Genomic DNA, 23146 nt, shown 5'->3' on the forward strand with positions numbered 1-23146 from the left:
CGTTCGATTACAGTCGGTTCGATCAATAACGGTAATGATCGGGCTTGAACGGACCTTCCACCGGAACGCCGATATAGCCAGCCTGTTTCGGGCTCAGCTTCGACAGCTTTACGCCAAGCTTTTCAAGGTGAAGCGCGGCGACCTTCTCATCGAGGTGCTTTGGCAGGACATAGACTTCGTTCTTGTAATTCTCACCCTTGGTCCAAAGCTCGATCTGCGCAAGCGTCTGGTTGGTGAAGGATGCGGACATCACGAACGACGGGTGGCCGGTCGCGCAGCCGAGGTTGACCAGGCGACCCTTGGCGAGGATGATGATCTGCTTGCCATCGGGGAACTTCACCAGGTCGGTGCCCGGCTTCACTTCGGTCCAGTCGTAGTTCGACAAAGCGGCGATCTGGATCTCGCTGTCGAAGTGACCGATGTTGCAGACGATCGACATTGGCTTCATCGCCTTCATGTGGTCGGCAGTGATGACGTCGGCATTGCCCGTCGCGGTGCAGAAGATGTCGGCGCGCGTCACGGCCTCTTCCATCGTCACGACTTCGAAGCCTTCCATAGCCGCCTGCAATGCGCAGATCGGATCGACTTCGGTCACCATCACGCGCGCGCCGCCGTTGCGAAGCGACTGGGCCGAACCCTTGCCGACGTCACCGAAACCGGCGACGCAGGCGACCTTGCCGGCGAGCATGACGTCGGTCGCGCGACGGATCGCGTCTACCAGCGATTCCTTGCAGCCGTACAAATTGTCGAACTTCGACTTGGTGACGCTGTCGTTGACGTTGATCGCCGGGAACGGCAGTTCGCCCTTCTTGGCGATTTCATACAGGCGGTGAACACCGGTCGTCGTTTCTTCCGATACGCCCTTCAGGTTCTTGACCGTCTCGGTCAGGTAGCCCGGATACTTGGCGATGAACGCCTTCAGCGCACGCTGGAATTCGACCTCTTCGTCATTCTCCGGCTCGCCCAGCGTCGCGCCGGCTTCGAGCTTCGCACCCCACAGCGCGAACATCGTCGCGTCGCCGCCATCATCGAGGATGATGTTGGCGGTCTGGCCGTCCGTGTCGGCGCCCCAGTTGAAGATGTCGCCGACATAATCCCAATAATCGGCCAAGCTCTCGCCCTTGATCGCGAACACCGGAACGCCCGTCGCGGCGATCGCGGCGGCGGCGTGATCCTGCGTCGAGAAGATGTTGCAGGTCGCCCAGCGGACGTCCGCGCCGAGTGCGGTGAGCGTTTCGATCAGCACCGCGGTCTGGATCGTCATGTGCAGCGATCCGGTGATGCGTGCGCCCTTCAGCGGCTGCGACGCGCCGAATTCCTCGCGCAGGCTCATCAGGCCGGGCATTTCGGTCTCGGCGATGTTGATCTCCGCGCGGCCGAAATCGGCAAGCGAGATATCGGCAACGACATAGTCGTTCTTCTTGGCGTCAAGGACGGTGGCCACGGGGAAGTCTCCGGAAGGTTGTGAAGTTGCTGCGCTCATAGCCCCGGATGGCGCGCTGATCAAATATAAAGATGTCTTTATATGTTGCAGCAAAGCCGCAACGCGATCGTAACGAGTTGGTAGCATCGACCTCCGGTGCGCAATCGCTTATGGCCCGCCGGGTCCGGCGATGCGGCAGGATTAAGGTATAACGCATGTCTTCACCGCTTGGCGGTACGTCTTTGGATCGACTGAATAGCACTGCCATATTCCTCCCGGACGCAGCCGCTATCGCCGACAGGATCAATCGCGGCATCGCGCCCGTCTGGATCGCATCCGGGCTGTTCGCGACGTTCGCCGCATTGGTGCTGATGATGCGGCACGCCGGACTGACCGTCGATCCCCGGGCGAGCAGCATGATTTCCTTCTACATCGCCGGTGCGCTGGCGATCGGCGCGCGGACGTTGCTGCCGGGCAGCGGCTGGCGGCATGCGCGGATCGTGTCCGACTGCGCGGAATATTACGGACTTTTCACCGCGATCGCACTCATGGGCGCAGTATCCTGCTATCCCGTATCTGCGCTGACGCAAGGTTACGCCGATGCGAAATTACAGGCGATCGACACGGTGCTGCATTTCGACTGGGTCGCGTGGTACGGCGCCGTCGCGGGCAACAGGACGTTGCAGGCGCTGGGCACTGCCGCCTATCGCAGCATCTTCGTCACGCCCGCGGTGTTGCTTGCATATTACGCGATCACGGCGCAACGGGCGGAGGCGCACCGCTTCATCTTCACCTTCTGGTTCGCGGCGATCGTCACGCTGATACTGTTCAAGTTCATGCCCGCCGTCGGGCCGTTTTCCTATCTGTGGCACGCCCCCATCACGTACATGCCCGAAAGCGAGTTGTGGCAGCCGGACCTGATCCCGCAACTGCGCGCGCACCTCGTCCATGTCGTGGATCTCGGGCATCTGCGCGGTCTGGTGTCGGCGCCAAGCTTCCACGCCTGCGCCGCGATCCTGTATGCCGCTGCCGCGTGGCGCGTGGCGCGCTTGCGCTGGCCATTGCTGGCGGTGAACGGCGCGATGCTGTTGTCCACGCCGGTCGAGGGGACGCATTATCTCGCCGATATCCTGATCGGGATGGGGGTCGCGGTTGTCGCGTTGATCGTGGTGCATTACGCGCTGATCGTCATTCGATCGCGCAGCACCGCGGCAGGCTAGGCGTTGCCAGCCCCGCTCGCGAGCAGACGGGAGTCGATGCCCGCTTCCGCAAAGCCGCGTTCCCAGCGTTCGGCGGCGGGCGTGTCGTAGAGCAGGCCGAGGTCCCCGGGAACGTTGAACCAACCGTGGCGGGTCAGTTCCTCGTCCAGTTGCCCCCCGCCCCATCCGGCATAGCCAAGTGCGACGACGAACCGCGCGGGCCCCGTCCCTGCGGCTATGGCGCGCAATACGTCGACCGTTCCGGACAGCGACCAGCGCCCGGCGACGTCGATCGTGTCCTGCCCGCCCCAGTCGGTCGAGTGAATGACGAACCCGCGCCGCGGCTCGACCGGACCGCCAAGATGGACGGGAGCGTCGGGCGCCTTGCCGGGATCGATCTTGAACTGTTCGAGTAGAGTGTGCAGCCCCAGCCCCTCGATCACGTCGCCCAGCCCGATGCCGACCGCGCCGTTCGCATCGTGCGCGCAGATCGCGATCGCCGCGCGATCGAAGCGCGGATCGCCGATGCCGGGCATTGCGAGCAGAAACTGGCCGGTCAGAAATCGCGCATTTTCCATGATGGACAGACTTAGCTGCCCCCGCCCCGGCATACCATGCTTGAAATCAGTGCAGCCGCGTACGAGATGGAGCGCGACGCCGCACAAGCCCTGCTGCGGCGAACAGGAGAGCATTCCCATGACCATCAGCGTCGGCGACCGTATTCCGTCCACCACGATCACCAAGGTTACCGAAAACGGCCCCGATCAGGTCAGCTCCGACGAATTCTTCAAGGGCCGCAAGGTCGCTTTGGTCGCGGTTCCCGGCGCATTCACGCCGACCTGCTCCGCCCGCCACCTGCCCGGCTTCGTCGACAAGGCGAGCGAGATCAAGGCGAAGGGCGTGGACGAGATCGCCTTCACGTCGGTCAACGATCCGTTCGTCATGGGCGCATGGGGCAAGGCGAGCGATGCCGGCGACATCACGATGCTGGCGGACGGCAATGCCGAATTCGCGAAGGCGGTGGGCCTGAGCTTCGACGGATCGCAATTCGGAATGGGCGAGCGCAGCCAGCGTTACTCGATGATCGTCAATGATGGCGTGGTCGAACAGTTGAACGTCGAGGCCCCCGGCGAATTCAACGTATCGTCCGCGGAACACATGCTCGGCGGTCTGTAAGCCAAATCGCTCCGTGCCTGCGCCCGAATATGGCGCAGTTACGGAACGGCGGGCCGAGTGTTGCGTTTTCGTAACGAGACCAACTTGCCATAAGGAGCATTTCCGATGACCGACGCCCGCACCAATACCGATACCCTGGCCGACGACGTGAAGCAGGCCGCATCCGGCGCCGCAAAGGGCCTCGGGATCGACAAGTCGTTCTTCGAGCAGGCGCAGGAAGCCGTGACCGCTGCGATCGAAAACACCGTTGCCGCAGCGAAGGACAATCCCGCCGCCGCAGCAGCGATCGCCGCCGGTGCAGCCGCCGCCGTGGCAGGTGCCGCATTCGGGGTCAGCAAGCTGTTCGCCGAGGATGGTACGCCCAACAAGACGACGGCGAAAAAGAAGTCGTAATCTCCGCCTGAGAACAGGCCATCGATTAAGGGCATCCCGGCAAAGGTCGGGATGCCCTTTTATATGTCCCGATCTCGAGGCGCTTCACCGTGCCTGACACGCCGCCTGCCGCAACACGCGATAAAAAAGGCCCCCTCCGTTACCGGAGGAGGCCCTTTCCCGCCAATCGGATCGACCCTCAATAGGTGCCCGAGAAGCTCCGGTTCAGGATGTGCGCGCCCGACTTGTCGTCCGAGCCTTCACCCGACTGCTGACGACCCTGCTCGCCCGACTGACTACCGGACTGCCCAGAGCGCTGGTTATCGCCGAAGAACGCCTGGTTGTTTTCCTCGTCGCGCCAATGCGACTTGGCTTCCTCGGCGGTCTTGCGGACCTTGACCTTGTCGTCGACGCTGTCGATCCAGCGCGACGGGATCGAGTGGTGACGGCCGCCGGCATCGGCATCGTTCTTGGTCAGCAGGATGCGATCGCCGCGCACCTTGTCGACCGTGCCGATATGCTCGCCGTCCGAACCGACGACTTCCATATGCTCCGTCACCTTCGACAACGATCCGCGCTGCGTCTGGCGCTCGCTACGGAACGTGTTGAATTCGTTCGAGAACCGGTCTCGATTTTCCTGGCGATACTCGTGATAGTCGCGGTCCAGCGCATCAATCTGGCCCTTGCGCCAGTGATGATAGTCGTCGTCGTGGTTCGCCCGGCCGGACTGTCCATAGTTCGACTGGCCGTACTGACGCTCGTCATAGCGCGCGTCCATGTCGCGGCGGCGTTCCGCCTCGTCATCGCCGAACCAGGAGCGGACCTCGTCACCCGCGCGTGCGAAGAAGCCGCGATCCTCATAGTCGTAACCCTGCGGCTGGCGGCCATAGCCCTGCGATCCGCGACCCTGTTGCTGCGACGGGCCGTAATTGCGATCGGGCCGGTAATAGGTGCTGCGGTCGCCGCGGTCGTTGCCGCCTTCGTCGGTGAAACGATGCCCGTCATGCGCATAGCTGCCATAATAAGGCTGCGACGAGCCACCAGAGCGGTTCTGGAAATTGCGCCCGGCATTCTGCTGCTCGCGCTGGCCGTAACGGGCGTTGCCATATTCGCCGCGACCGTAATCGCTGCCGCCGGAACGGCCCTGCCCGGAGCCTTGGCCATAGCTCTCGCGGCCATATCCGCCTTGGCTTTGTCCGCGATCGTTGTGACCGTAATCGTCGCGGCCCGATCCGCCCCGTCCGCCACTATAGGATCCGCCGCCATAGGATCCGCGACCATATCCGCCGCGATCGCCCTGCTGACCGCCGCCGCCATACTGCCCTGCCGCGGCATAATCCTCCGCGCTGGAGTAATTGCCGTTGGTCTGCCGATGGCCCATGTGATCGGTGTCCCACGGCTCGCGTGCGCCGAAATACTCGCCTTGCGAACCGGCATTGTCGTTGCGTTCATAGCCCATGATAGAGTCTCCTGATTGCGCTCCTGCGGCGGCCGGCAGTCGTCGCGCTGCCCGCTCGTCGCTGATACAAATCATTCCCGTGCAGTATGTTCCGGCCATTTCGGCCAGACGTCGTGCGTCGTCGCTTGATCGCGGCGCTTGGCCGCAAGCGATCATCGGGAACCCGTATCGGAGATACCGGAGAGCCGTTGCATCGCCCAAAGAGGCGGGATAAAACGCGCGAAGTCCGGAGCGGGGCTGTAGCTCAGATGGGAGAGCGCTGCAATCGCACTGCAGAGGTCAGGGGTTCGATTCCCCTCAGCTCCACCAGGCTTTCGGGTACCGAAATCGCCGCCGTTCGCCGGACGGGGTGCTCCGCTGGTCGGGTTACCCCGCCTTCACGCTCGCCCCCTATCGGCCGCGGTGCTAATCGTCGCCCGTGCGTAGCAATTTTGGAGCATTGGCAATCCTGGCGTGTCTCGGTGCGCCGGTAGTTGGCGCCGCGCAGGGTCCCGCGGCGACAACGGTGGCGAGGCCGACGGTCACGCTCGAAACCCCCGCCGATGCCGTCGCGCAGGATGCGGTGGAGTATGCCAAACAGTTTTCCGTGCCGGTCGCAGTGGCGATCCAGCGGTTGGTGGCGCAGCAATCGAGCGTGCAGGTAACCGAGAAGATTGCCGACCAGTATCGCGACCGGCTGGCCGGGATCGCGATCGATCATGTTCCGGATTACCGCATCGTCGTACACCTGACGGGTGACGAGCCGGTTCGGGAGCGGCGCTTCAAGGCGGGGGACCTTACCGTTCCGGTCGTGTTCCAGACGGGCGCACGGGCGACGCGGGACCGGGTGGTGTGGGCGATGACCTGGCATCAGCGGGATATCCGCGCCGCCCTGCCCCGTCCTCCAGGAATCGGTCTGGACCCGCGCACCGGCGAACTCGTCGTCATCATCGGTCGGTCGTCGGTGCAGGACGACGGTGCTGCGTTGAAGGCGAAACTGGAAACGATCGCCGAAGTCCCGGTGCAGTTGCGCATCCTGAACCAGACCGACCGCAATCTGGAGGTAGCAGGCGGCGCGCGGATGGACGGGATCAGTCCGGTCGACGGCAAGCGCTATATCTGCACATCCGGTTTCACGATCGGCGACGGGACGCGCACCGCGATCACCACCGCCGCGCATTGCCTCGACGGGATGAACTTTCGCGACACGAACCGCGACGTCGTGCCGCTGGATTTCGTCGGGCAATGGGGCTGGGGATATCGCGACGTGCAGATCCACGGCAGCACCGCCCCCCTGCCCCCGGCCATCTATACGGACACCGCCAAGACCCGGCTGCGCCCGATCACCGGCCAGCGGACACGCGCAGCGACGCGCGCGGGCGACTTCGTCTGCCACCGGGGCGAGCGGACGGGCTATAGCTGCGCCTTGGTCGAACTGACCGATTTCGCGCCTGCGGGCGATATCTGCGGCGGGGCGTGCCTGCCGACCTGGGTCACCGTGTCCGGCCCGACGTGCAAGGGCGGGGACAGCGGATCTCCGGTGTTCAGCGGGACGACCGCATTCGGCATCCTGAAAGGCGGCAGTTATCGCGGGGACGGATCGTGCGCCTTCTACTTCTACATGTCGGTCGATTATTTGCCGGTCGGCTGGTCCGTGCTGCATGCGGCGGCGGACGGCACCTATCCACCGACGGTCGCGCCCCCTACATCCAGCCGATGACCGAGACACAGACGCCGATCCCAGCCGCTACCCTCGTCCTGTTTCGCGACCGGGCGGACGGCCCGCCCGATCTGCTGCTGGTGGAACGCGCCAAGGCGATGGTCTTTGCGGGCGGCGCTCTGGTGTTTCCGGGCGGGCGGATCGATCCCGGCGACTATGTGCTGGCGGAGGCGATCGGCGATCCGCGAGACGATACCGCCGCGCGGATCGCCGCGATCCGCGAGACGCTGGAGGAGGTCGGCCTGCCCATCGGGCTGACACCCGTACCGGATGCGGCAACGCTTGCGGCGGTGCGCTCCGCGCTGCACGCCGGGTCGTCCTTCGGTGAAGCGCTCGCGGCGCACGGTCTGGGGCTCGACCTCTACGCGCTGGTCCCGTTCGCGCGCTGGCTGCCGGCGCATGCGCATATGCGGATCTTCGACACGCTGTTCTACCTCGCCCGCCTGCCGGTCGACGCACCGGAAGCGGAGGTCGATGCGACGGAGAATGTGCGGCTGACCTGGTCGTCTGCGCAGGGGATACTCGACGCGGCGGATGCGGGCGAAGCGCACATCATCTTCCCGACGCGGCGCAACCTCGAACGGTTGGCACGGTTCGGCGACTTCGACGAGGCGGTGGCGGACGCAAGGCGGCACGACATCCGTGCGGTCACCCCGTGGGTCGAGCAAAGGGATGGCGTCGACCATCTCTGTATCCCGACCGATCTTGGCTATCCGGTCACGTCGGAGGCGATGAAGAGCGCGATGCGCGGCTGATGCGCGCCGTGCGCCGTATCGTCGGCTGGGTGGTGGTGTTGGCAGCGGTCGCGATCGCTGCCGTGTTGCTGTTCGCATTGTCGCGCGGCCGGCCGCAGGATCTTCCGTGGACACCGCTCGACCTGTCGCAACCCGTCGGCATGTTCACCGGGCGGAAGCTGATTGGGCTGACGCAGGATTTCCCCGAAATGCCGCAGGCTGCTCGATCGCGCTGGGGTGAATTATACCGTCCTGCCGCGCGTCAGTTCGGGCCAGTGCGGCTATGCCGATGGGGTTCGGCTGACTGCTGGCGGCGCACGGCGATTAGCGTTGTCGCCCGCCAATCTCGGCATGGCATGCCCGGTCGCGGCGGCGATTTCGGTGTGGGAATGGGAAGTCGTGCAACCGGCGGCGCGACGATATTTCGGGCAGCGCGTGGTCGCGATCGAGCATCTGGGCAGCTATAACTGCCGACGCATGTATGGCCGGACGCAAGGCGATTTCAGCGAACACGCCACCGCCGACGCGATCGATGTGGCCGGGTTTCGGCTGGAAGATGGAACGCGGGTGAGCATTATCGCCGACTGGAAGGATAGTGGCGACAAGGGCACGTTCCTGCGCACGGTGCGCAATGGCGCATGCGACCTGTATGCCACCGTGCTTAGCCCCGAATACAATGCCGCGCACCGCGATCACCTGCATCTCGATCAGGCGGAACGTGGCCAGATGGGCTGGCGGGCATGCCGATGATCGCGCCCCCACGCGATCATCCGTTGCCCGCCCGTCCGATCAGTGCGGCAGCGCGGTCGCGTCGACCTTTTCGACCCATTTGGGAAAGAATGCCGGTGCTCGGTTCGACCAGCCGGATGCGGTCGCCGCGGCTTCGCTGATCGACTGCAGCAACTTGCGGCGCAGATCGGGATGGAGATGCGGCAGCGCCGCCGACGAGCAGAATGCCGCCGGCAACCACGGACGGACGTCCGCGCCGATCAACCGTTCGTAGAGGAAGCGATAGGCGGAAAAGGTCGTCAGCCGCCCCTGCCCCAGATCGAAGGCGGTAACCGTCATCAACGGGGCCAGGAACGGCTCGACCGAGTCCAGCCCGCTATCGTCGGGCACCGTTGCGCGAATGTCGGGAAGGCGTGTGTAGAGCCGGGCCTGCGCGCGGATGCTCGCCGCCTCGACAACATCGCGCGACCAACGCGTCATCGCATCGTCACGGTCCAGCCCGATGTCCAGCGAACGCCGCACGTAGCGCTGCGTTGCCGCCGGAAAGCTCGCAAATTCCTTCATTTCCGCCAGGGACATCGCCCCGTTGGCCTGTTTCATTCTGGAAGCCATATCGTCACCCCACCCCGCTATCGTGGAACCGAGTCTCTACCGTACCGATCATGCGCCATGTTGGTTAACGCATTCCTTAACGCGTTTTCGGGCCGGTAATGGCAAGGCATCACAGAATGTTGTGCAGTGCAACACGGGTTGCGACGAATGGAGGGGATCGGGCAAACGATAGACCGGGTATCTGGGCCAAGCGCTTTTGCTTATGGACATCAAAAAGGCCCGCCCCCTGCCGGGGACGGGCCATCTTCGATCGAGTAACAGGATCGTTTCAGCGATCCGCCTTCAGCGCGGCCTCGGCGTCTGCGTCATAGCCTGACGACTCGGCTGGCTTGGTGTTATGGATCGGCTGGGTCGCGGATGGCGGGTCCGATGCATCCATCGACTCGTCCAGCCCGGCATCCAGCCGCGCCTCGCTGTTTTCCGGATCACGCTCCAGCCGCTCGGCGATCGACTTGTCCTGGCCGGCATCCTGACGCGGATCCCGCCCGCCCTTGGCGTCGTCCTCGCTCGGTGCAACCGACAGGCTGTCCAGCGCCCTTTCGTCGATACTGTTCGTCATCGCCAATCCTCTCAAGGCTGTTCCGCTAGTAGAACGAAGCCGTACCCAAGGCGTTCCGCGCGTCGGCCGGTCCAAGGACTGATCCGGATCAATCCAGCCGTTTAACAACGACTTTCTGATGGTTCATCCATGCGGTGCCGAAGACCGTCATGAAGGCGATGTCGGTAGCATCGCGACCGACCGCGACGCGCGCAAGGTCGCCACAGGCCGCCATCCCGGTCGCATCGATCAGATGCCAGCCGCCGTCCAGCCAGACTTCCGCCACCGCGTGGAAATCGGGCGGATCGACGCCGGGCGCGTAGGCGGCGACGCAGCGGGCGGGAATGCCCCCGGCGCGGGCAAGCGCGACGACGAGATGCGCGTAATCCCGGCAGACGCCGCGCCGGTCGGCAAAGGTACGCAGCGCGGTCGTCTCGCCCGCGCTGGAGCCCGATTTGTACGTCAGGTTCCCCTGCACCCATTTCCCGATCGCGGCCGCGAGCGCGCCGCCAGTCAGGTCACCGAATTCGGCGTGCACGAAGCCCTCGAACCGGTCGGATTCGCAGTAACGGCTGGGCATCAGATACGGCACCGCGTCGCCAGGCAATTGCCACAACGGCGTCGCGGGCAGTTCCGCAAAGTCGATCGACGCGCGGTCGATCGCGACGATCGCGTTGTATTCGACGCGGAAATGCCCGGTGCCGCGCGCCCAGGTCCGCTGCCCGATCGCATCCTCGCCAGGCACCGCGCGGATCGGGTCGGCCGAAAAGACGCGCATGTCCTGGTGTTCCAGATGCTGGTCGACCATCGCCGCAGCCTCGACCTGCAACAGGATCTCGGCGCTGTCGTCGATATTATAGTCGAGCGTCACGTCGATCGACAGGCGCATGGGTATTCCTCAGGATTTGAGATGGTAACGGAGACGGAGAGACCGCGCACCGGCTCCGGCCGCGGGCAAAAGAAAAGGCCCGGCAGGTCTCCCTGCCGGGCCTTCGCCATAAGACCTGTACTGCGACTTAGTTCCGGCTGGAACCGAAGATGCGCAGGATGAACAGGAACATGTTGATGAAGTCGAGGTACAGCGACAGCGCCGACATGATGACCGTGCGTCCTTCGTCGGCCGTGCCGGCGACATGGGCGTACATGCTCTTCGTGCGCTGCGTGTCATAGGCGGTGAGGCCTGCGAACAGGACCACGCCGACGATGCTGATCACCAGTGCCATCACGCCCGACTGGAACCAGAGGTTCAGCAGGCTGGCGACGATCAGGCCGACCAGACCCATGATCAGGAACGTACCGATGGCCGACAGATCACGCTTCGTGGTGTAGCCGTAGAGCGACAGAGCACCGAATGCCGCAGCCGTCGCGAAGAACGCCTGCGCGACCGATGTACCGCTATACTGCAGGAACACCGTGGACAGCGACAGACCCATCGCCACCGCGAAGCCCCAGAACATCGCCTGGAGCGTACCGAACGACATGCGGCCCTGGCCGAAGCTCATGCCTAATACGAAGCCCAAAGGCGCCAGCATGATGACGTATTTCAGCAGACCGCCGCTGAAGAACACCTGCTCGGCATAGCCGGACGTCGCGAACAGCAACGCGACGATGCCCGTCAGCAGGATGCCCGACGTCATGTAATTGTAGACCGACAGCATATAGGACCGGAGGCCCGCGTCGTACGCTTCCGTACGCGCACCCGTCGATGTCGCGAAGGTCGCGCCATTCGACCGTGGGTCAGACCAGTTAGCCATTGCGAAGTAACTCCTTTGCCCGGCTCTATGCCGGATACGTGGAATATCGGCCTGAGGACGGCAGTTTTCAAGCGAATTGGGGTGAAATGGCGGAAGCAACATTTCGTTACATTCCGGCGGTCACTTGGCGCGAACGTACGCCGCCGTAACCGCCGTCACCTATTGGCGATTTCCCCCGCGACTGAGTTCGACAGGCCAGCAGGCGCTCAGGCCGCGGTGAACACACCGCAAGCGATCCGGCCACCGCTATTGCCGGAAGGATCGGTCATCAGATCGTCCGGCCCGGCATGCACCACCATCGCCCCGCCATCGGCGTCGAGCAATCCGGCCATCGTCGCGCCCGGCACCGTGATGCCGATCGTCCCGCGGCCGTCCGTCCCGATGATCAAGTTCGGAAGATCGCCCTCATGCGGCCCCTGCGGGTTCATCGATCCGTGCTTCATCGATGTCGGATTCCAGTGCGGCCCCGCCGTCGCGAAGTCCGGTGCATCGCACCGACCGGTCGTGTGGACATGCGCGCCATGCGTCCCGGCGGGCATGTTCTTCACATCGACGGTGAAGCGCAGCCCGCCCGCAACCTCGCTGGCGGTCGCCGTGCCGACGTCCGCGCCGGTCGCGGTCCGCAGCATCGCACTCGCCCGCGCACCGCCCGCAACGGGTGCGCCGACCGCCATGTCGCTCTTGTCGCACGCGGAGAGTGCCAATGTCGTCAACGCCGCCCCTGCGATCAATATCGTACGCATGCTCAATCTCCCTGATCTGTATCGGTTGGCGAACATTCGTAGCGGTGCGCGGGTTCCACCGAACCTCCGCCCAGGTGCGGGATCAGTCGCCGGTCAGGATCCGATCCACCAACTGCTTCACGGTCGGCACGAACCCGTTCGAATAGAACGGATCCTTCTTGAAATTATACGCCCCATGACCCGCGAACATCAGATTCTCGTCGGTCGGCCCACCATGCGCGATATCCTGCAACGTCTTCTGGATGCAGAAACTGCGCGGATCGGCGAGGCGCCCGGTCGAGTTCGTCTCGCTATCGGCCCAGGATGAGAAGGCACACTGGCTGAGGCAACCCATGCAATCCGCCTGATCCTTGCGGATCACGCCCTTCTCCTCCGGCGAAACGAAGACGAGCGTGTTGTCCGGCGTCTTCAGCGCATCGGTATGCCCTTCGCCGAACCATTGGCGCGCGCGCAGCAGATCGTTGCGCGTGACCCAGAAGTTCTTGCCCTTCACGCCCACGTCCAGCTGGAAGACATGGTCGCCGGCTTCCTGCGTCGAGAATGCGATCTGGCGTTCGGAGCGGGCCTCCAACTGGCGGAGGAACGGGTTCTTGACCGCGCTCGAATAGAAACCGGTCGGGCTGAAGCGATGCAGCAGCACCTCGCCCGGCTCGATGTTCATCAGCTTGCTCTTCCACCCCTCGGGGATCGGGCTCTCCTGCGTCAGCAACGGACGCGTGCCGAACTGGAATGCGATCGCGCCCAGTTCCGGATTGTCGATCCAATTGTCCCAGTCGCGCAGGAACCATACGCCGCCCGCCATCACGATCGGAACGTCGTCGGAAATGCCGCCCTCGCGCATGACGTCGCGCAATTCCTTCACGCGCGGATAGGGATCCTGCGGCTTCAACGGGTCTTCGGCGTTGGACAGGCCGTTATGCCCGCCGGCGAGCCACGGATCCTCGTAGACCACGGCGGACAGATACTCGGCCGCCTTCGAATAGGCCCGCTTCCACAATGCGCGGAACGCACGGCCGGAGCTGACGATCGGCAGATAGGTGACGTTGTAGGAGGCGGCGATCTCGCTCAGCTTGTACGGCATGCCCGCGCCACAGGTGACGCCCGCAACCTTGCCCTTGGTGCGCTCCAGCACGCCATGCAGGATGCGCTGCGCACCGCCCATTTCCCACAAAACGTTGATGTTGACGGCGCCCTTGCCGTCGGAAATCTCATACGCTTTCTCGACCTGCTGCACCGCGCCTTCGATGGCATAGTCGATCAGTTCTTCATGCCGTTCCCGGCGCGTCAGTGCCTTGTAGACCTGCGGGATGATCTTGCCTTCGGGATCGTAGCTGTCGGCATTGACCGCCGATACGGTGCCGATCCCGCCCGCCGCCGCCCACGCCCCGGCCGAGGCGTGATTGGTCGCGGCGACGCCCTTGCCGCCTTCGACGATCGGCCAGACTTCGCGGCCGTTATAGACGATGGGCTTCAGACCTTTGAACACCAAATTCTCCGGATTAACATACGTTCGATATAGCCAAAGGATGCCTGCGCGCGAGCGAATTACGACTCAAACAAGGCAATCGGGCCGCCCCATCGCAGCTTCGTACAGCTTCGCATAGCGTGCGATCATGATTCCCTCGTCATATTCCGCTACGGCTTTGGCGCGGTTCGCGGTCCCGATACTTGCCCGAAGCGTGGCGTCGCGCGCAAGCGTCTCGATTGCGTCGCGCAACGGCACTTCCCCCTTCAATCGCGGAATGAAGTCCGCATTTTCAGGCGATACCATGTACGGCACGTCGCCCACCGCCGGGGCGACGATCGGCAGACCGGCGGCCATGCCTTCGATGACGGAAATCGGGAACTGTTCGCTTTTCGACGACATCGCCATGATGTCGAACAGGCCGACGAATGTGTGCGGTTCGGGCAGGAAGCCGGGCAGCAGCACCTTGTCGGCGATGCCCATATTCTCCGCCGTATCGGTAATCCGTTCGCGCTCCGGCCCCTCGCCGACGATCACCAGCCGCACGCGCGACGAACATCCGCCGACCGCACGGACCAGCATCGGCAGGTCCTTCACGTCGCGCAGGCCCGCCAGCGTGCCGACGACGATCTCGCCGGGCTTGCGTCGGAAACCGGGGATCGCCTTCGGATCGCATTTGTCGGCATAGGCCTGCGTCGCGATGCCGTTGACGATCCGGTGAACGCGCGCGTCAGGCTGTCTCCAGATGTCGAGCGCGATGCGGTGCAGCACCTCCGATGGCACCGCCAGCGCATGCGCCGCGGACAAGGCGAAGCGACGATAGTAATTCCGCTCGCGCTTCAGACCGGTGGCTTCGTCCGAGTTGAACCCGTCCTCGTGATGCACGAGCGGCGGCGTGTCCTTGCCGAACACGCGTTTCGCCATCACGCCGTCGATCGCGCCCCAATTGTACGTCAGCACCAGATCGAACCGCCGCATGTACCGCGCAATGGCCTCGAACCGCGCGACGGACGGGCGCCCGGTCAGCGGCGGCGGATCCTGCGCGATCTCGTACCGCGTGGTGCGAGCGATGGCGTCGCGTGCGCTCAGCTGGTCCGGCATGCCCGATACGATCGTGTGCCGGGCGCGATCGCCGAACGCGTTCATCAGCCGGACGGCGCGCGCTTCCTTGCCGCCCAAGTTGAACGTCGAATGCAGGTGGAGGATATTGACGGGCTGGGCCATGTGGCGTGGATTAGCGCTGAAATACGTGCCGGTCATGCGCGGATTGCGGGGACATGAAAAAGCCGCCGCGGAGAGGCTCCGCGGCGGCTCGTTCTTGTGGGTAGGAAAGACCTTAGAGGTCGTTCAGCTTGCCCTTGACGTCGCCCTTGACGTCCTGCGCGCTGCCCTTCAGCTGCTGCGCCTTGCCTTCGGCTTCCAGCTCGGTGTTGTCGGTCGCGTCGCCGTACAATTCCTTCGCCTTGCCTGCGATCTTGTTGCCTGCTGCGTCGAGCTTATCGGTGAACTCACCCATCTGAAATCTCCTGTGGCGACCGCCTCATGGTCGTCTGGCTGGAATAACCCGGGATAGGAAAATGGGTTCCGAACCGGACCAAATTCCCTGATTTAAATCAGCGCCGACTTGTCGACCCAGGTGACCCGGCAGGCGAGATCGGCCTCCCCACTGGCGACGACCCAATGGTCCCCGGCATCGGCGATGCCGGTCGTGAAGACGACGTTGTCGAGATACATCTGGTCGCGGATCGGATCGGTCAGTTCGGGCGCGGGTTCGAGGACCGCCTGATGGCTCGTCTTGACGACCACGCTTGGATCGTTGCGGTCCAGAATCGACCAATAGGTGCGATAGATGCCGACGACCCCGTAAGGCTCGACGCCGTGCCACAGCGTCAACCAGCCTTCGTCGGTCAGGACGGGCGGTGCCCCGCCACCCATGCGCGCGGTCGCCATCGTCGCGGCATGCGGCCGGATGCCGGGCCTGTCATAGGGCTTCCAGTGCAACGCGTCGGGCGAACTCGCCAGATTGATCGACGGCCCCGCGCGCCATTCGCTGCCCGGCGGATAGGCGAAGTACAGGTCGCCGAGCGGACGGGTCTGGGCGAAATACTTGTCTGCGATCTTGCCCTCGAAGATCAGCATGTCCTTGTTCTGGTGATCCAGCACGATCCCCTCCAGCGTCCAATCCATCGCGTCGTCGGACGTGTAGAGCGTCGTCGAATGCCGTTCGGGGCTGACGGAGCAAGTCGTCATCAGATAGCGATCGCCGACCTTGCTGATCCGCGCATCCTCGACACCGTAACATTGATAATCGCGGCGCGGTTCGATCGCCTTGTCGTAATGCACCGTCACCACCGAACGACCGTCGGCGGACAGTTCGACGGGCAGCAGCCAGGACAGCGACGTCAGCGCCATCACCTTCCACCCCGCGCTCCGCATCATGAACTTGCGCGGATCTTTGGTATCGACATGTTCCAGCGGCCACGGGTCGAGCGTGTAGCCGCCATCTTCGGACCAGCGGATCGCATGGATGTGATGGTCGTGCACCGGATGCTTCAACGCCTCGGCCACGCGCACCATCAACAGCAGATTGCCGTTCGGCAGCCGCGTCATGCCCGGGTTGAACGCGCCGAGTATGTAAGTCTCCGCCCCCAGCTTCCCCGCCAATGGCGACCGGGAAAGGTCGACGTCGGCGGGGGTGAAGACGAGCTGGTCGAAAGCGAAGGTCATGGGGTTTCCGTCCGTTTTGTCGCGATTACTCGGCGGCTTCGGCGCGCGGCGTGATCGTCAATTGCTGCACCACCGCGCGTCGCGGTTGGGTGAGCAGATAATGCACGCCGACTGCAATGTCCTCTGCACGCAGCATCTCGTCCTTGCCGATCGCCTCGCGCTGCTCTTCCGGCGAGATGTCGGGTTCCTGCATGTCCGATCCGGTCTTGCCCGGTTCGACATTCGCCACCCGGATGCCCTTCGGCCCGAGTTCGCGGCGCAGCGCCTCGGTAAAGCCCTGGATGCCGTATTTGATACCGGCATAGACGGTCGAATGCGGTCCGAGCACATGCGCGCTCATCGATCCGATCAGCACGATGTCGCCGCGATCGACCAGCGCCGTCGCGGCCGCATGCGCCGTCAGCAGATAGGCGGTGAAGTCGGTGGCGATGGCATAGCGCAGTTCCTCCTCGCTCATCTCGCTCAGGCCCTTGGCTGCGATCGCGGCGTTGACCACCGCAATGTCCAGCCCGCCCAGCGCACGGACGCCCGCATCGACGAACGCCTTGCTCGCATCCGGCTCGGCCAGATCGATCGTCATGCCGTCGCCTTCGCCGACCTCGCGGATCCGCGCGAGCGCGTCAGCCAGATGATCCGGGTCGCGGCCGCAGATGAAGACGTTCACGCCCTCTGACGCGAGCAACACCGCGATCGCGCGGCCGATGCCGGTCGTCCCGCCGGTGATGATCGCGCGCTTGCCCTTCAGGCTTGGCATCTCGGTATGGGCGTCGGCTGCTTGCGTCATATGCGTCTCCTGCTGAGCAGAGCAGACGCCTGCGCCGGAAAGAGGTTCCACTGCCGCGACAGGGACTTGGCGTAAGAAGAGTTCAGTTGCTCACCCGCACCAGCAGACGGTCGATCGCGGCCTGCACCTCCGGCTCACTGAGCGTCGGCGTATGTCCGGTGCCCGCGACGGTAACGAGTTCCGCACCCGGCAGCTTCTCTATCATCTTCCCCGCGATCTTCGCACCCAGGACATCCGACCGCTCCCCCTGATCAGCAGGGTGGGAATACCCGAGAGTGAGTCCAGCGCACGCCACATGTCCGGCCCCGCCTCGTTCCCGGGCACGCGGAACGGCTCCGCGATCTTCATGTCGTAATCCAGCACGATGCGTCCTGCAGAGTTCAACCGGTACAGCCGCTTCGCCATCGCCAGCCAATCCTCGATGTCATAGCCCGGATAGACGTCGCCATTCGCCTCCGCGACCGCACGCGCTGCGTGCATCCAGGTCGGCCAGGTGTTCGATTTGCCGACATAGCTGCGGATGCGGCTGAGCCCCGCCGTCTCGATCTCCGGCCCGACATCGTTGAGCAACACACCCGCCAGCCGTTCGCGCGCGGTGCCGGCAAGCAGCATCGTCACGATCCCGCCGAGCGACGTGCCGAACGCGACATAGGACACGACGCCGAGTTCGCCGAGCAACGCCTCGACATCCTGCACATAGGTGAGCGGTACGTAGCTCATCGGATCCTTGGCATAGCCGCTCTCGCCCCGCCCGCGCAGGTCGATCGCGATGACGCGCCAATCCCTCGCAAGCCTTTCCGCAACATCGGCAAAGTCCCGCGCGTTGCGCGTCAGCCCGGGAATGCACAGGATCGGCGGCTTGTCGGCGGGGCCGGGATAATCGCGGTAATGCAACCGCACCTCGTCGCGGGACCACCAATATTTATTCTCATAGGCGGCCATGCTTGCGTCCTGCGGTTGGGAGCCACCATATTGCCGCATGGCCCCCTCCCCGCAAGCATATCGACCCGACCCGCGCATTCTCGAACTCGGCGACGCGTTCTACGATCCCGTCGCCGCGGCGGATTTTCCACAAACGATACTGCGCTATCGCAACGACCGCGCCGCCGCGCAGGTCGGGCTGGACGCGCTGAACGACGCGGAATGGATACGGCATTTCGGGCGGTTCGAACCGCTGCCGGACAATCTCGAACGCCCGCTGGCGCTGCGCTATCACGGGCATCAGTTCCGCGTGTACAATCCCGATATCGGCGACGGTCGCGGATTCCTGTTCGCGCAGATGCGCGACGGGCGCGATCGGCTGATGGATCTCGGCACCAAGGGCACCGGCCCGACGCCGTGGAGCCGGTCGGGCGACGGTCGCCTCACGTTGAAAGGCGGTGTGCGCGAAATCCTCGCGACCGAAATGCTGGAGGCATTGGGGGTCGAAACCTCGCGGACCTTCTCGCTGGTCGAAACGGGCGAGGCGTTGACGCGCGGCGACGAACCCTCCCCCACACGCTCGGCCGTCATGGTCCGCCTGAGCCACGGTCATATCCGGATCGGGACGTTCCAGCGGCTTGCCTATCTGCGCGACGACGCGGACATGACCCGGCTGATCGCCTATGTCTTGCGCACCTATTACGGCGAAGAGGCAGGCGACGATGCGCCGCAGCGCCTGCTCGCCCATGTGGTGCAACGTACCGCAAGGTTGGCCGCCAGCTACATGGCAGCAGGGTTCGTCCACGGCGTGCTGAACAGCGACAATATCAATGTCACGGGCGAGAGCTTCGATTACGGGCCGTGGCGTTTCAACCCGACATGGGACCCGGCCTTCACCGCGGCCTATTTCGACCATCAGGGCCTGTACGCCTTCGGGCGGCAACCGGAGGCGATCCACTGGGACGCGATGCAGCTTGCGGTATCATTACGCACCGTCAGCGAGGCGCAACCTTTAATCGACGTGCTGGAAACCTTTGCCGACTATTACCAGCCCGCCGTCTCGTCCGCGATCCTGTGGCGGCTGGGGTTCTCACCCAAGAACCCGGCCGAGGACCTCGCGCTGATCCAAGCGATCGAACCCGCGCTGCGTGAAACGGGGGTGCAGGTCGACCGCTTCTTCCACGATTGTTTCGCAATTGGCATTCCGGACAGCTACGGCCCCGCCTTCGTCGCCGCGCGTGCGATGCTCGACACCTATACGCCGCGCAAGGTGCGCAGCGACTATTGGACGGGCGAGCCCTGTTCGATGCTGATCGACGAGGTCGAGGCGATCTGGTCGGCGATCGACGAACGCGACGACTGGGCGCCGCTCTACGCCAAGGTCGCGCGCATACGAGGCATGGGCGAAGCGCTGCCCTGAACCGCTGTAGACCAGTCCTGAAATCTAAGGCAAACACCCGACATGTCCGCCTCCGAACTCCTGTCCTATGAACCCGCGACCGGTGCGCTTTTGTGGCGCGGGGCGGTCGGCGATGTCGATGCCGAAGTGGCAGCCGCACGTGCAAGCTGGGCCGGTTGGGCCGCGCAGCCGCTGACGAACCGGATCGAGGCGTTGCGCCGTTTCGGCAACGTCGTGCGCGCCCGGCTTGAACCCTTCGCCGATCTGATCGCGCGCGAAACCGGCAAGCCCCTGTGGGAAGCGCGGACCGAAGTCGAGACGGTGATCGCCAAGGTCGACATCTCGGTAAAGGCCTATGCCGAACGGACGTCACAACGCCGGCTGGATTCTCCGATGGGCAGCCGCATGGCGCTGCGCCACAAGCCGCACGGCGTGCTGGCGGTGCTGGGTCCATACAACTTCCCGGCGCACCTGCCGAACGGGCACATCGTGCCGGCGCTGCTCGCCGGTAATGCGGTGGTGTTCAAGCCGTCCGAAAAGACGCCGGCGACCGGCGCGTTTCTGGTCGAATGCTTTCACGCGGCAGGTATACCGGAGGGGTGCGTCCGCGTCGTCATCGGCGGTCCGGCGGAGGGCAAGGCGCTGGCCGCGCATGACGGGATCGATGGGCTGCTGTTCACCGGGTCGGCATCGACCGGCACCGCGCTGAACCGCGCATTCGCGACGAAGCCGGAGAAGATTCTGGCGCTGGAGATGGGCGGCAACAATCCGATCATCGTCTGGGAATCGCCCGACGTCCACTCGACCGCGGCGTTGATCGTGCAAAGCGCGTTTACGACCGCCGGGCAACGCTGCACCGCCGCGCGCCGGCTGATTGTCGATACGCGCGTCTACGATCAGGTCGTCGAGCAGGTCGTCAAACTGTGCGGCAAGCTGATCGTCGACGAACCGCACGCAACGCCCGCCCCGTTCATGGGCTGCGTGATCGACAACGATTCCGCCGACATGCTGACGGAAAGCTTCCTAGAATTGATGATGCGCGGCGGTCGGCCGATCCGCCATCCCGAGCGGCCGATCACGGAACGCCCGTTCCTGACGCCCGGCCTGATCGACACGACCGATATCAGGGATCGTCCGGATATCGAACTGTTCGGCCCGGTGCTGCAGGTTATCCGTGCCGAGACGTTCGACGATGCGATCGCGGAGGCGAACAACACCCGGTATGGCCTGTCCGCGTCGTTGCTGAGCCAGAATCCGGAATTGTACGACCGCTTCTGGGCGAATGCGCGGGCGGGGATCGTCAACTGGAACAAACCGACCAACGGTGCCTCGTCCGGCGCACCGTTCGGCGGGATCGGCTGGTCCGGCAATCACAGGCCGAGCGCCTATTATGCGGCGGATTACTGCGCCTATCCAGTCGTCAGCAACGAAGCGGACCAAGCACGCGCCACGATCGGCATCGGTCTGCGCGACGGCTGACCGAGCGTCCGTCAGGTGCAAGTTGCGATCCGGCGCGCGACACCTTAGCTCGATGGCATGCGCTCAACACTCCTCGTCCTCGCCGCTCTCTCCCTCGCAACGCCAGCCATCGCACAGAAGAAGCCGTCCCGCCCCCCGGCGGGTCTCGTGCGGGTGCAGATCGTCACCGATCAGGGCCCGATCACGCTCGCGCTGGAAACTCGCCGCGCGCCGGAAACGACCAAGAACTTTCTCGCCTATGTCGATGACGGGCGCTTCGACGGCGCGGTGATCTATCGATCGGCGAAGACGAAGAACGCGACCCAATACGGCTTCATCCAGGGCGGCATCCGCACAGACGCCCGCCGCATCCTTCCTCCGTTCAAGCATGAGCGGACCGACCAGACGGGCGTTCGCCATACCGATGGTACGATATCGATGGCGCGTCGTACGGAACCGAATTCGGCCGGTGGAAACTTCTTCATCACGCTGGGCGCGCTGCCGAGTTTCGACGCGAAGGGCACGTTCCCCGGCTATGCCGCGTTCGGCCACGTCATCGGCGGCCTGGCGGTCGTGAAGAAGATCCACGATGGCGCGACCGGCGGACGGATGGGCGGGCAGATGCTGATCCGGCCGATCCGCATCCTCAGCGCGAAGCGGCTCGACGGTCCGGCAAAGCCGACTGGGCTGGTCAAGCCGTGGCTTATCAAGAAGCCGGAGCGCCGGTCGCGGTGAGTTCGGGGCATCACATGCCCGACCAAAAAAGATTCGCTACCCACTGACAAAGCAAGCGTCCGTTGCGAAACCGCGTGTCCGCGACCAGATCAATCACATGGCAAATCTCCTCGATCCCACCGCCCGCGGGCGCGTCATCCTCGTCGGCGCGGGACCGGGCGATCCCGGCCTTCTCACCGTCCGCGCGGTGGAGGCGCTGAAACAGGCCGACATCGTCGTTCACGACGGGCTGATCGATCCACGTGTACTCGACATCGCACCGCCGTCCGCACAGCGGATATCGGTCGCCAAACAGCGCGCGCGCCACACGCTGTCGCAGGAAGCGATCAATGCGTTGATCGTCGCGCATGTGAAGACCGGCGCGATCGTCATCCGTCTGAAGGGCGGCGACCCGTTCATCTTCGGGCGCGGTGGCGAAGAGGTCGAGGCCGTCCGGGCCGCCGGGCTGCCGGTCGAGGTGATTCCCGGCGTATCGGCCGCACTCGGCTGCGCAGCGGAGGCGATGCTCCCGCTCACGCACCGCGATCACAGCAGCGCGGTCAGTTTCGTTGCGGGGCAGTGCAAGGGACTGGCCGATCAGGACTGGTCGGGTCTCGCCGGACAGGGCCGGACGTTGGTCATCTATATGGGCGTCGCGACCGCGAACGATATCGCCGACAAGCTGATGGCGGACGGCGTCGCACCCGACATGCCCGTCGCCGTGCTGGAACGAGGGACCCTCGCCGGGCACCGCGCGATCAAGACATTGCTCGCCGATCTCGGACAGATGGTCGCGCGCGAGAAGGTTGCCAGCCCGGCGATCATCGTCGTCGGAGAGGTTGTCGATCTCAGCGACGCCGAGGACAAGCTGGCCCGCTGGGCACGTATCGCGGAGGCTGCGGCATGAAGCTGCTGACCGGAAACGATCTGCCAACCGGCGACGTCATCTGGTGGACCGGCAGCGGCTGGTCCCGCCATATTGAGGATGCGGGCGACGTCGCCGATCGTGGCGAGGCGATCGGTCGCGCGGAGGAAAGCGTTCAGCACGTCACCGGACCATATGTGATCGACGCGAAGATCACCGCCGACGGCCCCCGCCCCGCCCATATCAAAGACCGGATCCGCGCTCTCGGACCAACGGTGCGCCCCGATCTGACACTCAAGCCCGCCGATCCAGAGGCGGGAAGCTGGGTTATATGAGCGCCATGCCTATCCGTCGTCGTATGACGGGATCGAAAGA

The 23146-nt window shown here is 64.4% G+C and carries 23 protein-coding genes, 1 tRNA gene and 2 pseudogenes; 12 read left to right on the forward strand and 14 right to left on the reverse strand.

The features are described from left to right. Positions 1–22: 22 nt before the first annotated feature. Entirely contained in the window at positions 23–1444 is a 1422-nt protein-coding gene (ahcY, locus tag H5J25_RS12175) for an adenosylhomocysteinase (protein WP_202091367.1), read from the reverse strand. 194 nt (positions 1445–1638) lie between these two features. Here ahcY and H5J25_RS12180 point away from each other — a divergent pair, with 194 nt between their 5' ends. Next, positions 1639–2643 carry a phosphatase PAP2 family protein gene (locus H5J25_RS12180; protein WP_225883091.1) on the forward strand — a complete coding sequence of 335 codons (1005 nt, stop codon included), beginning with the start codon at positions 1639–1641 and terminating at the stop codon, positions 2641–2643. Here H5J25_RS12180 and H5J25_RS12185 read toward each other — a convergent pair. Continuing rightward, positions 2640–3200, reverse strand: coding sequence for a YqgE/AlgH family protein (locus H5J25_RS12185; protein ID WP_202096346.1), 561 nt, complete (start codon positions 3198–3200; stop codon positions 2640–2642). The two genes, H5J25_RS12180 and H5J25_RS12185, sit on opposite strands and share 4 nt — an antisense overlap. A 118-nt stretch (positions 3201–3318) precedes the next feature. On the opposite strand from H5J25_RS12185, the gene H5J25_RS12190 reads away from it, so the two are divergent. Both H5J25_RS12190 and H5J25_RS12195 read left to right on the forward strand, forming a co-directional pair. Beyond that, positions 3319–3798, forward strand: a complete 480-nt coding sequence (locus tag H5J25_RS12190) for a peroxiredoxin (RefSeq protein WP_202091369.1) — start codon at positions 3319–3321, stop codon at positions 3796–3798. Positions 3799–3903: 105 nt separating this feature from the next. Then, a complete protein-coding gene (locus H5J25_RS12195; RefSeq protein WP_202091370.1) occupies positions 3904–4191 on the forward strand; it encodes a hypothetical protein in 288 nt (95 codons plus the stop codon). Between the two features lie 178 nt (positions 4192–4369). Here the strand turns inward: H5J25_RS12195 and H5J25_RS12200 are convergent, their stop codons facing one another. Further along, entirely contained in the window at positions 4370–5629 is a 1260-nt protein-coding gene (locus H5J25_RS12200; protein ID WP_225883092.1) for a DUF2171 domain-containing protein, read from the reverse strand. 233 nt (positions 5630–5862) lie between these two features. On the opposite strand from H5J25_RS12200, the gene H5J25_RS12205 reads away from it, so the two are divergent. The 4 genes and pseudogenes from H5J25_RS12205 (at position 5863) to H5J25_RS12220 (ending at position 8812) form a co-directional block, all read left to right on the forward strand. Then, positions 5863–5938: transfer RNA gene (locus tag H5J25_RS12205), tRNA-Ala, on the forward strand. Positions 5939–6047: 109 nt separating this feature from the next. Further along, positions 6048–7328, forward strand: a complete 1281-nt coding sequence (locus H5J25_RS12210; RefSeq protein ID WP_202091372.1) for a chymotrypsin family serine protease — start codon at positions 6048–6050, stop codon at positions 7326–7328. Next, a complete protein-coding gene (locus H5J25_RS12215; RefSeq protein ID WP_202091374.1) occupies positions 7325–8083 on the forward strand; it encodes an NUDIX hydrolase in 759 nt (252 codons plus the stop codon). Before H5J25_RS12210 ends, H5J25_RS12215 begins: the two co-directional genes overlap by 4 nt. Further along, positions 8083–8812 (forward strand): annotated as a pseudogene (locus tag H5J25_RS12220) (extensin-like domain-containing protein). Before H5J25_RS12215 ends, H5J25_RS12220 begins: the two are co-directional and overlap by 1 nt. A 39-nt stretch (positions 8813–8851) precedes the next feature. Here the strand turns inward: H5J25_RS12220 and H5J25_RS12225 are convergent. From H5J25_RS12225 to H5J25_RS12275, 11 genes and pseudogenes are all read right to left on the reverse strand, one after another. Then, positions 8852–9391, reverse strand: coding sequence for a hypothetical protein (locus H5J25_RS12225; protein ID WP_404829534.1), 540 nt, complete (start codon positions 9389–9391; stop codon positions 8852–8854). Positions 9392–9671: 280 nt separating this feature from the next. After that, positions 9672–9962, reverse strand: a complete 291-nt coding sequence (locus tag H5J25_RS12230) for a hypothetical protein (protein ID WP_202091378.1) — start codon at positions 9960–9962, stop codon at positions 9672–9674. An 88-nt stretch (positions 9963–10050) separates the two neighbouring features. Continuing rightward, a complete protein-coding gene (locus H5J25_RS12235; protein WP_202091380.1) occupies positions 10051–10830 on the reverse strand; it encodes a transglutaminase-like domain-containing protein in 780 nt (259 codons plus the stop codon). Between the two features lie 127 nt (positions 10831–10957). Continuing rightward, positions 10958–11695 carry a Bax inhibitor-1/YccA family protein gene (locus tag H5J25_RS12240; protein WP_202091382.1) on the reverse strand — a complete coding sequence of 246 codons (738 nt, stop codon included), beginning with the start codon at positions 11693–11695 and terminating at the stop codon, positions 10958–10960. 206 nt (positions 11696–11901) lie between these two features. Then, positions 11902–12438 carry a superoxide dismutase family protein gene (locus tag H5J25_RS12245; RefSeq protein WP_202091384.1) on the reverse strand — a complete coding sequence of 179 codons (537 nt, stop codon included), beginning with the start codon at positions 12436–12438 and terminating at the stop codon, positions 11902–11904. A gap of 82 nt (positions 12439–12520) precedes the next feature. Next, the gene (locus H5J25_RS12250; protein ID WP_202091392.1) at positions 12521–13924 is read right to left on the reverse strand and encodes an NAD(P)H-dependent flavin oxidoreductase; all 1404 of its coding nucleotides are present in this window, start codon (positions 13922–13924) and stop codon (positions 12521–12523) included. A gap of 66 nt (positions 13925–13990) precedes the next feature. Next, positions 13991–15127: a glycosyltransferase family 4 protein gene (locus tag H5J25_RS12255; RefSeq protein ID WP_202096348.1), complete on the reverse strand. Its 1137-nt coding sequence runs from the start codon at positions 15125–15127 to the stop codon at positions 13991–13993. Between the two features lie 112 nt (positions 15128–15239). Continuing rightward, positions 15240–15419, reverse strand: coding sequence for a CsbD family protein (locus tag H5J25_RS12260; protein WP_202091394.1), 180 nt, complete (start codon positions 15417–15419; stop codon positions 15240–15242). Between the two features lie 92 nt (positions 15420–15511). Further along, positions 15512–16630 (reverse strand): glycoside hydrolase family 130 protein, encoded by a 1119-nt coding sequence (locus H5J25_RS12265; RefSeq protein WP_202091396.1) that lies wholly within the window; start codon positions 16628–16630, stop codon positions 15512–15514. A gap of 25 nt (positions 16631–16655) precedes the next feature. After that, positions 16656–17414 carry an SDR family oxidoreductase gene (locus H5J25_RS12270; protein WP_202091398.1) on the reverse strand — a complete coding sequence of 253 codons (759 nt, stop codon included), beginning with the start codon at positions 17412–17414 and terminating at the stop codon, positions 16656–16658. Positions 17415–17496: 82 nt separating this feature from the next. After that, positions 17497–18356 (reverse strand): annotated as a pseudogene (locus tag H5J25_RS12275) (alpha/beta fold hydrolase). Between the two features lie 37 nt (positions 18357–18393). Here H5J25_RS12275 and H5J25_RS12280 point away from each other — a divergent pair. The 5 genes from H5J25_RS12280 (at position 18394) to H5J25_RS12300 (ending at position 23106) form a co-directional block, all read left to right on the forward strand. Next, the gene (locus H5J25_RS12280; protein ID WP_202091401.1) at positions 18394–19755 is read left to right on the forward strand and encodes a protein adenylyltransferase SelO; all 1362 of its coding nucleotides are present in this window, start codon (positions 18394–18396) and stop codon (positions 19753–19755) included. Between the two features lie 42 nt (positions 19756–19797). Next, positions 19798–21213 carry a succinylglutamate-semialdehyde dehydrogenase gene (gene astD / locus H5J25_RS12285; protein ID WP_202091402.1) on the forward strand — a complete coding sequence of 472 codons (1416 nt, stop codon included), beginning with the start codon at positions 19798–19800 and terminating at the stop codon, positions 21211–21213. Positions 21214–21270: 57 nt separating this feature from the next. Next, on the forward strand, positions 21271–21927 hold the full coding sequence (locus tag H5J25_RS12290) for a peptidylprolyl isomerase (RefSeq protein WP_202091404.1): 657 nt from the start codon (positions 21271–21273) through the stop codon (positions 21925–21927). Positions 21928–22024: 97 nt separating this feature from the next. Next, the gene (gene cobA, locus H5J25_RS12295; RefSeq protein WP_202091406.1) at positions 22025–22813 is read left to right on the forward strand and encodes a uroporphyrinogen-III C-methyltransferase; all 789 of its coding nucleotides are present in this window, start codon (positions 22025–22027) and stop codon (positions 22811–22813) included. Beyond that, positions 22810–23106 carry a DUF2849 domain-containing protein gene (locus H5J25_RS12300; RefSeq protein WP_202091408.1) on the forward strand — a complete coding sequence of 99 codons (297 nt, stop codon included), beginning with the start codon at positions 22810–22812 and terminating at the stop codon, positions 23104–23106. Before cobA ends, H5J25_RS12300 begins: the two co-directional genes overlap by 4 nt. Positions 23107–23146 lie beyond the last annotated feature (40 nt).

The organism is Sphingomonas aliaeris (genome assembly GCF_016743815.1).
GTDB lineage: Bacteria > Pseudomonadota > Alphaproteobacteria > Sphingomonadales > Sphingomonadaceae > Sphingomonas > Sphingomonas aliaeris.

Bases quoted from the DNA above. Each gene is read 5' to 3' on its own strand.
- H5J25_RS12235 (WP_202091380.1), bottom strand. From the start codon at position 10,830: ATGCGCCTGTCGATCGACGTGACGCTCGACTATAATATCGACGACAGC.
- cobA (WP_202091406.1), top strand. From the start codon at position 22,025: ATGGCAAATCTCCTCGATCCCACCGCCCGCGGGCGCGTCATCCTCGTC.
- H5J25_RS12300 (WP_202091408.1), top strand. From the start codon at position 22,810: ATGAAGCTGCTGACCGGAAACGATCTGCCAACCGGCGACGTCATCTGG.
- H5J25_RS12230 (WP_202091378.1), bottom strand. From the start codon at position 9,962: ATGACGAACAGTATCGACGAAAGGGCGCTGGACAGCCTGTCGGTTGCA.
- H5J25_RS12265 (WP_202091396.1), bottom strand. From the start codon at position 16,630: ATGACCTTCGCTTTCGACCAGCTCGTCTTCACCCCCGCCGACGTCGAC.
- H5J25_RS12180 (WP_225883091.1), top strand. From the start codon at position 1,639: ATGTCTTCACCGCTTGGCGGTACGTCTTTGGATCGACTGAATAGCACT.
- H5J25_RS12185 (WP_202096346.1), bottom strand. From the start codon at position 3,200: ATGGAAAATGCGCGATTTCTGACCGGCCAGTTTCTGCTCGCAATGCCC.
- H5J25_RS12215 (WP_202091374.1), top strand. From the start codon at position 7,325: ATGACCGAGACACAGACGCCGATCCCAGCCGCTACCCTCGTCCTGTTT.
- H5J25_RS12290 (WP_202091404.1), top strand. From the start codon at position 21,271: ATGCGCTCAACACTCCTCGTCCTCGCCGCTCTCTCCCTCGCAACGCCA.
- H5J25_RS12255 (WP_202096348.1), bottom strand. From the start codon at position 15,127: ATGGCCCAGCCCGTCAATATCCTCCACCTGCATTCGACGTTCAACTTG.
- astD (WP_202091402.1), top strand. From the start codon at position 19,798: ATGTCCGCCTCCGAACTCCTGTCCTATGAACCCGCGACCGGTGCGCTT.
- H5J25_RS12200 (WP_225883092.1), bottom strand. From the start codon at position 5,629: ATGGGCTATGAACGCAACGACAATGCCGGTTCGCAAGGCGAGTATTTC.
- H5J25_RS12280 (WP_202091401.1), top strand. From the start codon at position 18,394: ATGGCCCCCTCCCCGCAAGCATATCGACCCGACCCGCGCATTCTCGAA.
- H5J25_RS12225 (WP_404829534.1), bottom strand. From the start codon at position 9,391: ATGAAACAGGCCAACGGGGCGATGTCCCTGGCGGAAATGAAGGAATTT.
- H5J25_RS12240 (WP_202091382.1), bottom strand. From the start codon at position 11,695: ATGGCTAACTGGTCTGACCCACGGTCGAATGGCGCGACCTTCGCGACA.
- H5J25_RS12190 (WP_202091369.1), top strand. From the start codon at position 3,319: ATGACCATCAGCGTCGGCGACCGTATTCCGTCCACCACGATCACCAAG.
- H5J25_RS12245 (WP_202091384.1), bottom strand. From the start codon at position 12,438: ATGCGTACGATATTGATCGCAGGGGCGGCGTTGACGACATTGGCACTC.
- H5J25_RS12270 (WP_202091398.1), bottom strand. From the start codon at position 17,414: ATGACGCAAGCAGCCGACGCCCATACCGAGATGCCAAGCCTGAAGGGC.
- H5J25_RS12195 (WP_202091370.1), top strand. From the start codon at position 3,904: ATGACCGACGCCCGCACCAATACCGATACCCTGGCCGACGACGTGAAG.
- H5J25_RS12260 (WP_202091394.1), bottom strand. From the start codon at position 15,419: ATGGGTGAGTTCACCGATAAGCTCGACGCAGCAGGCAACAAGATCGCA.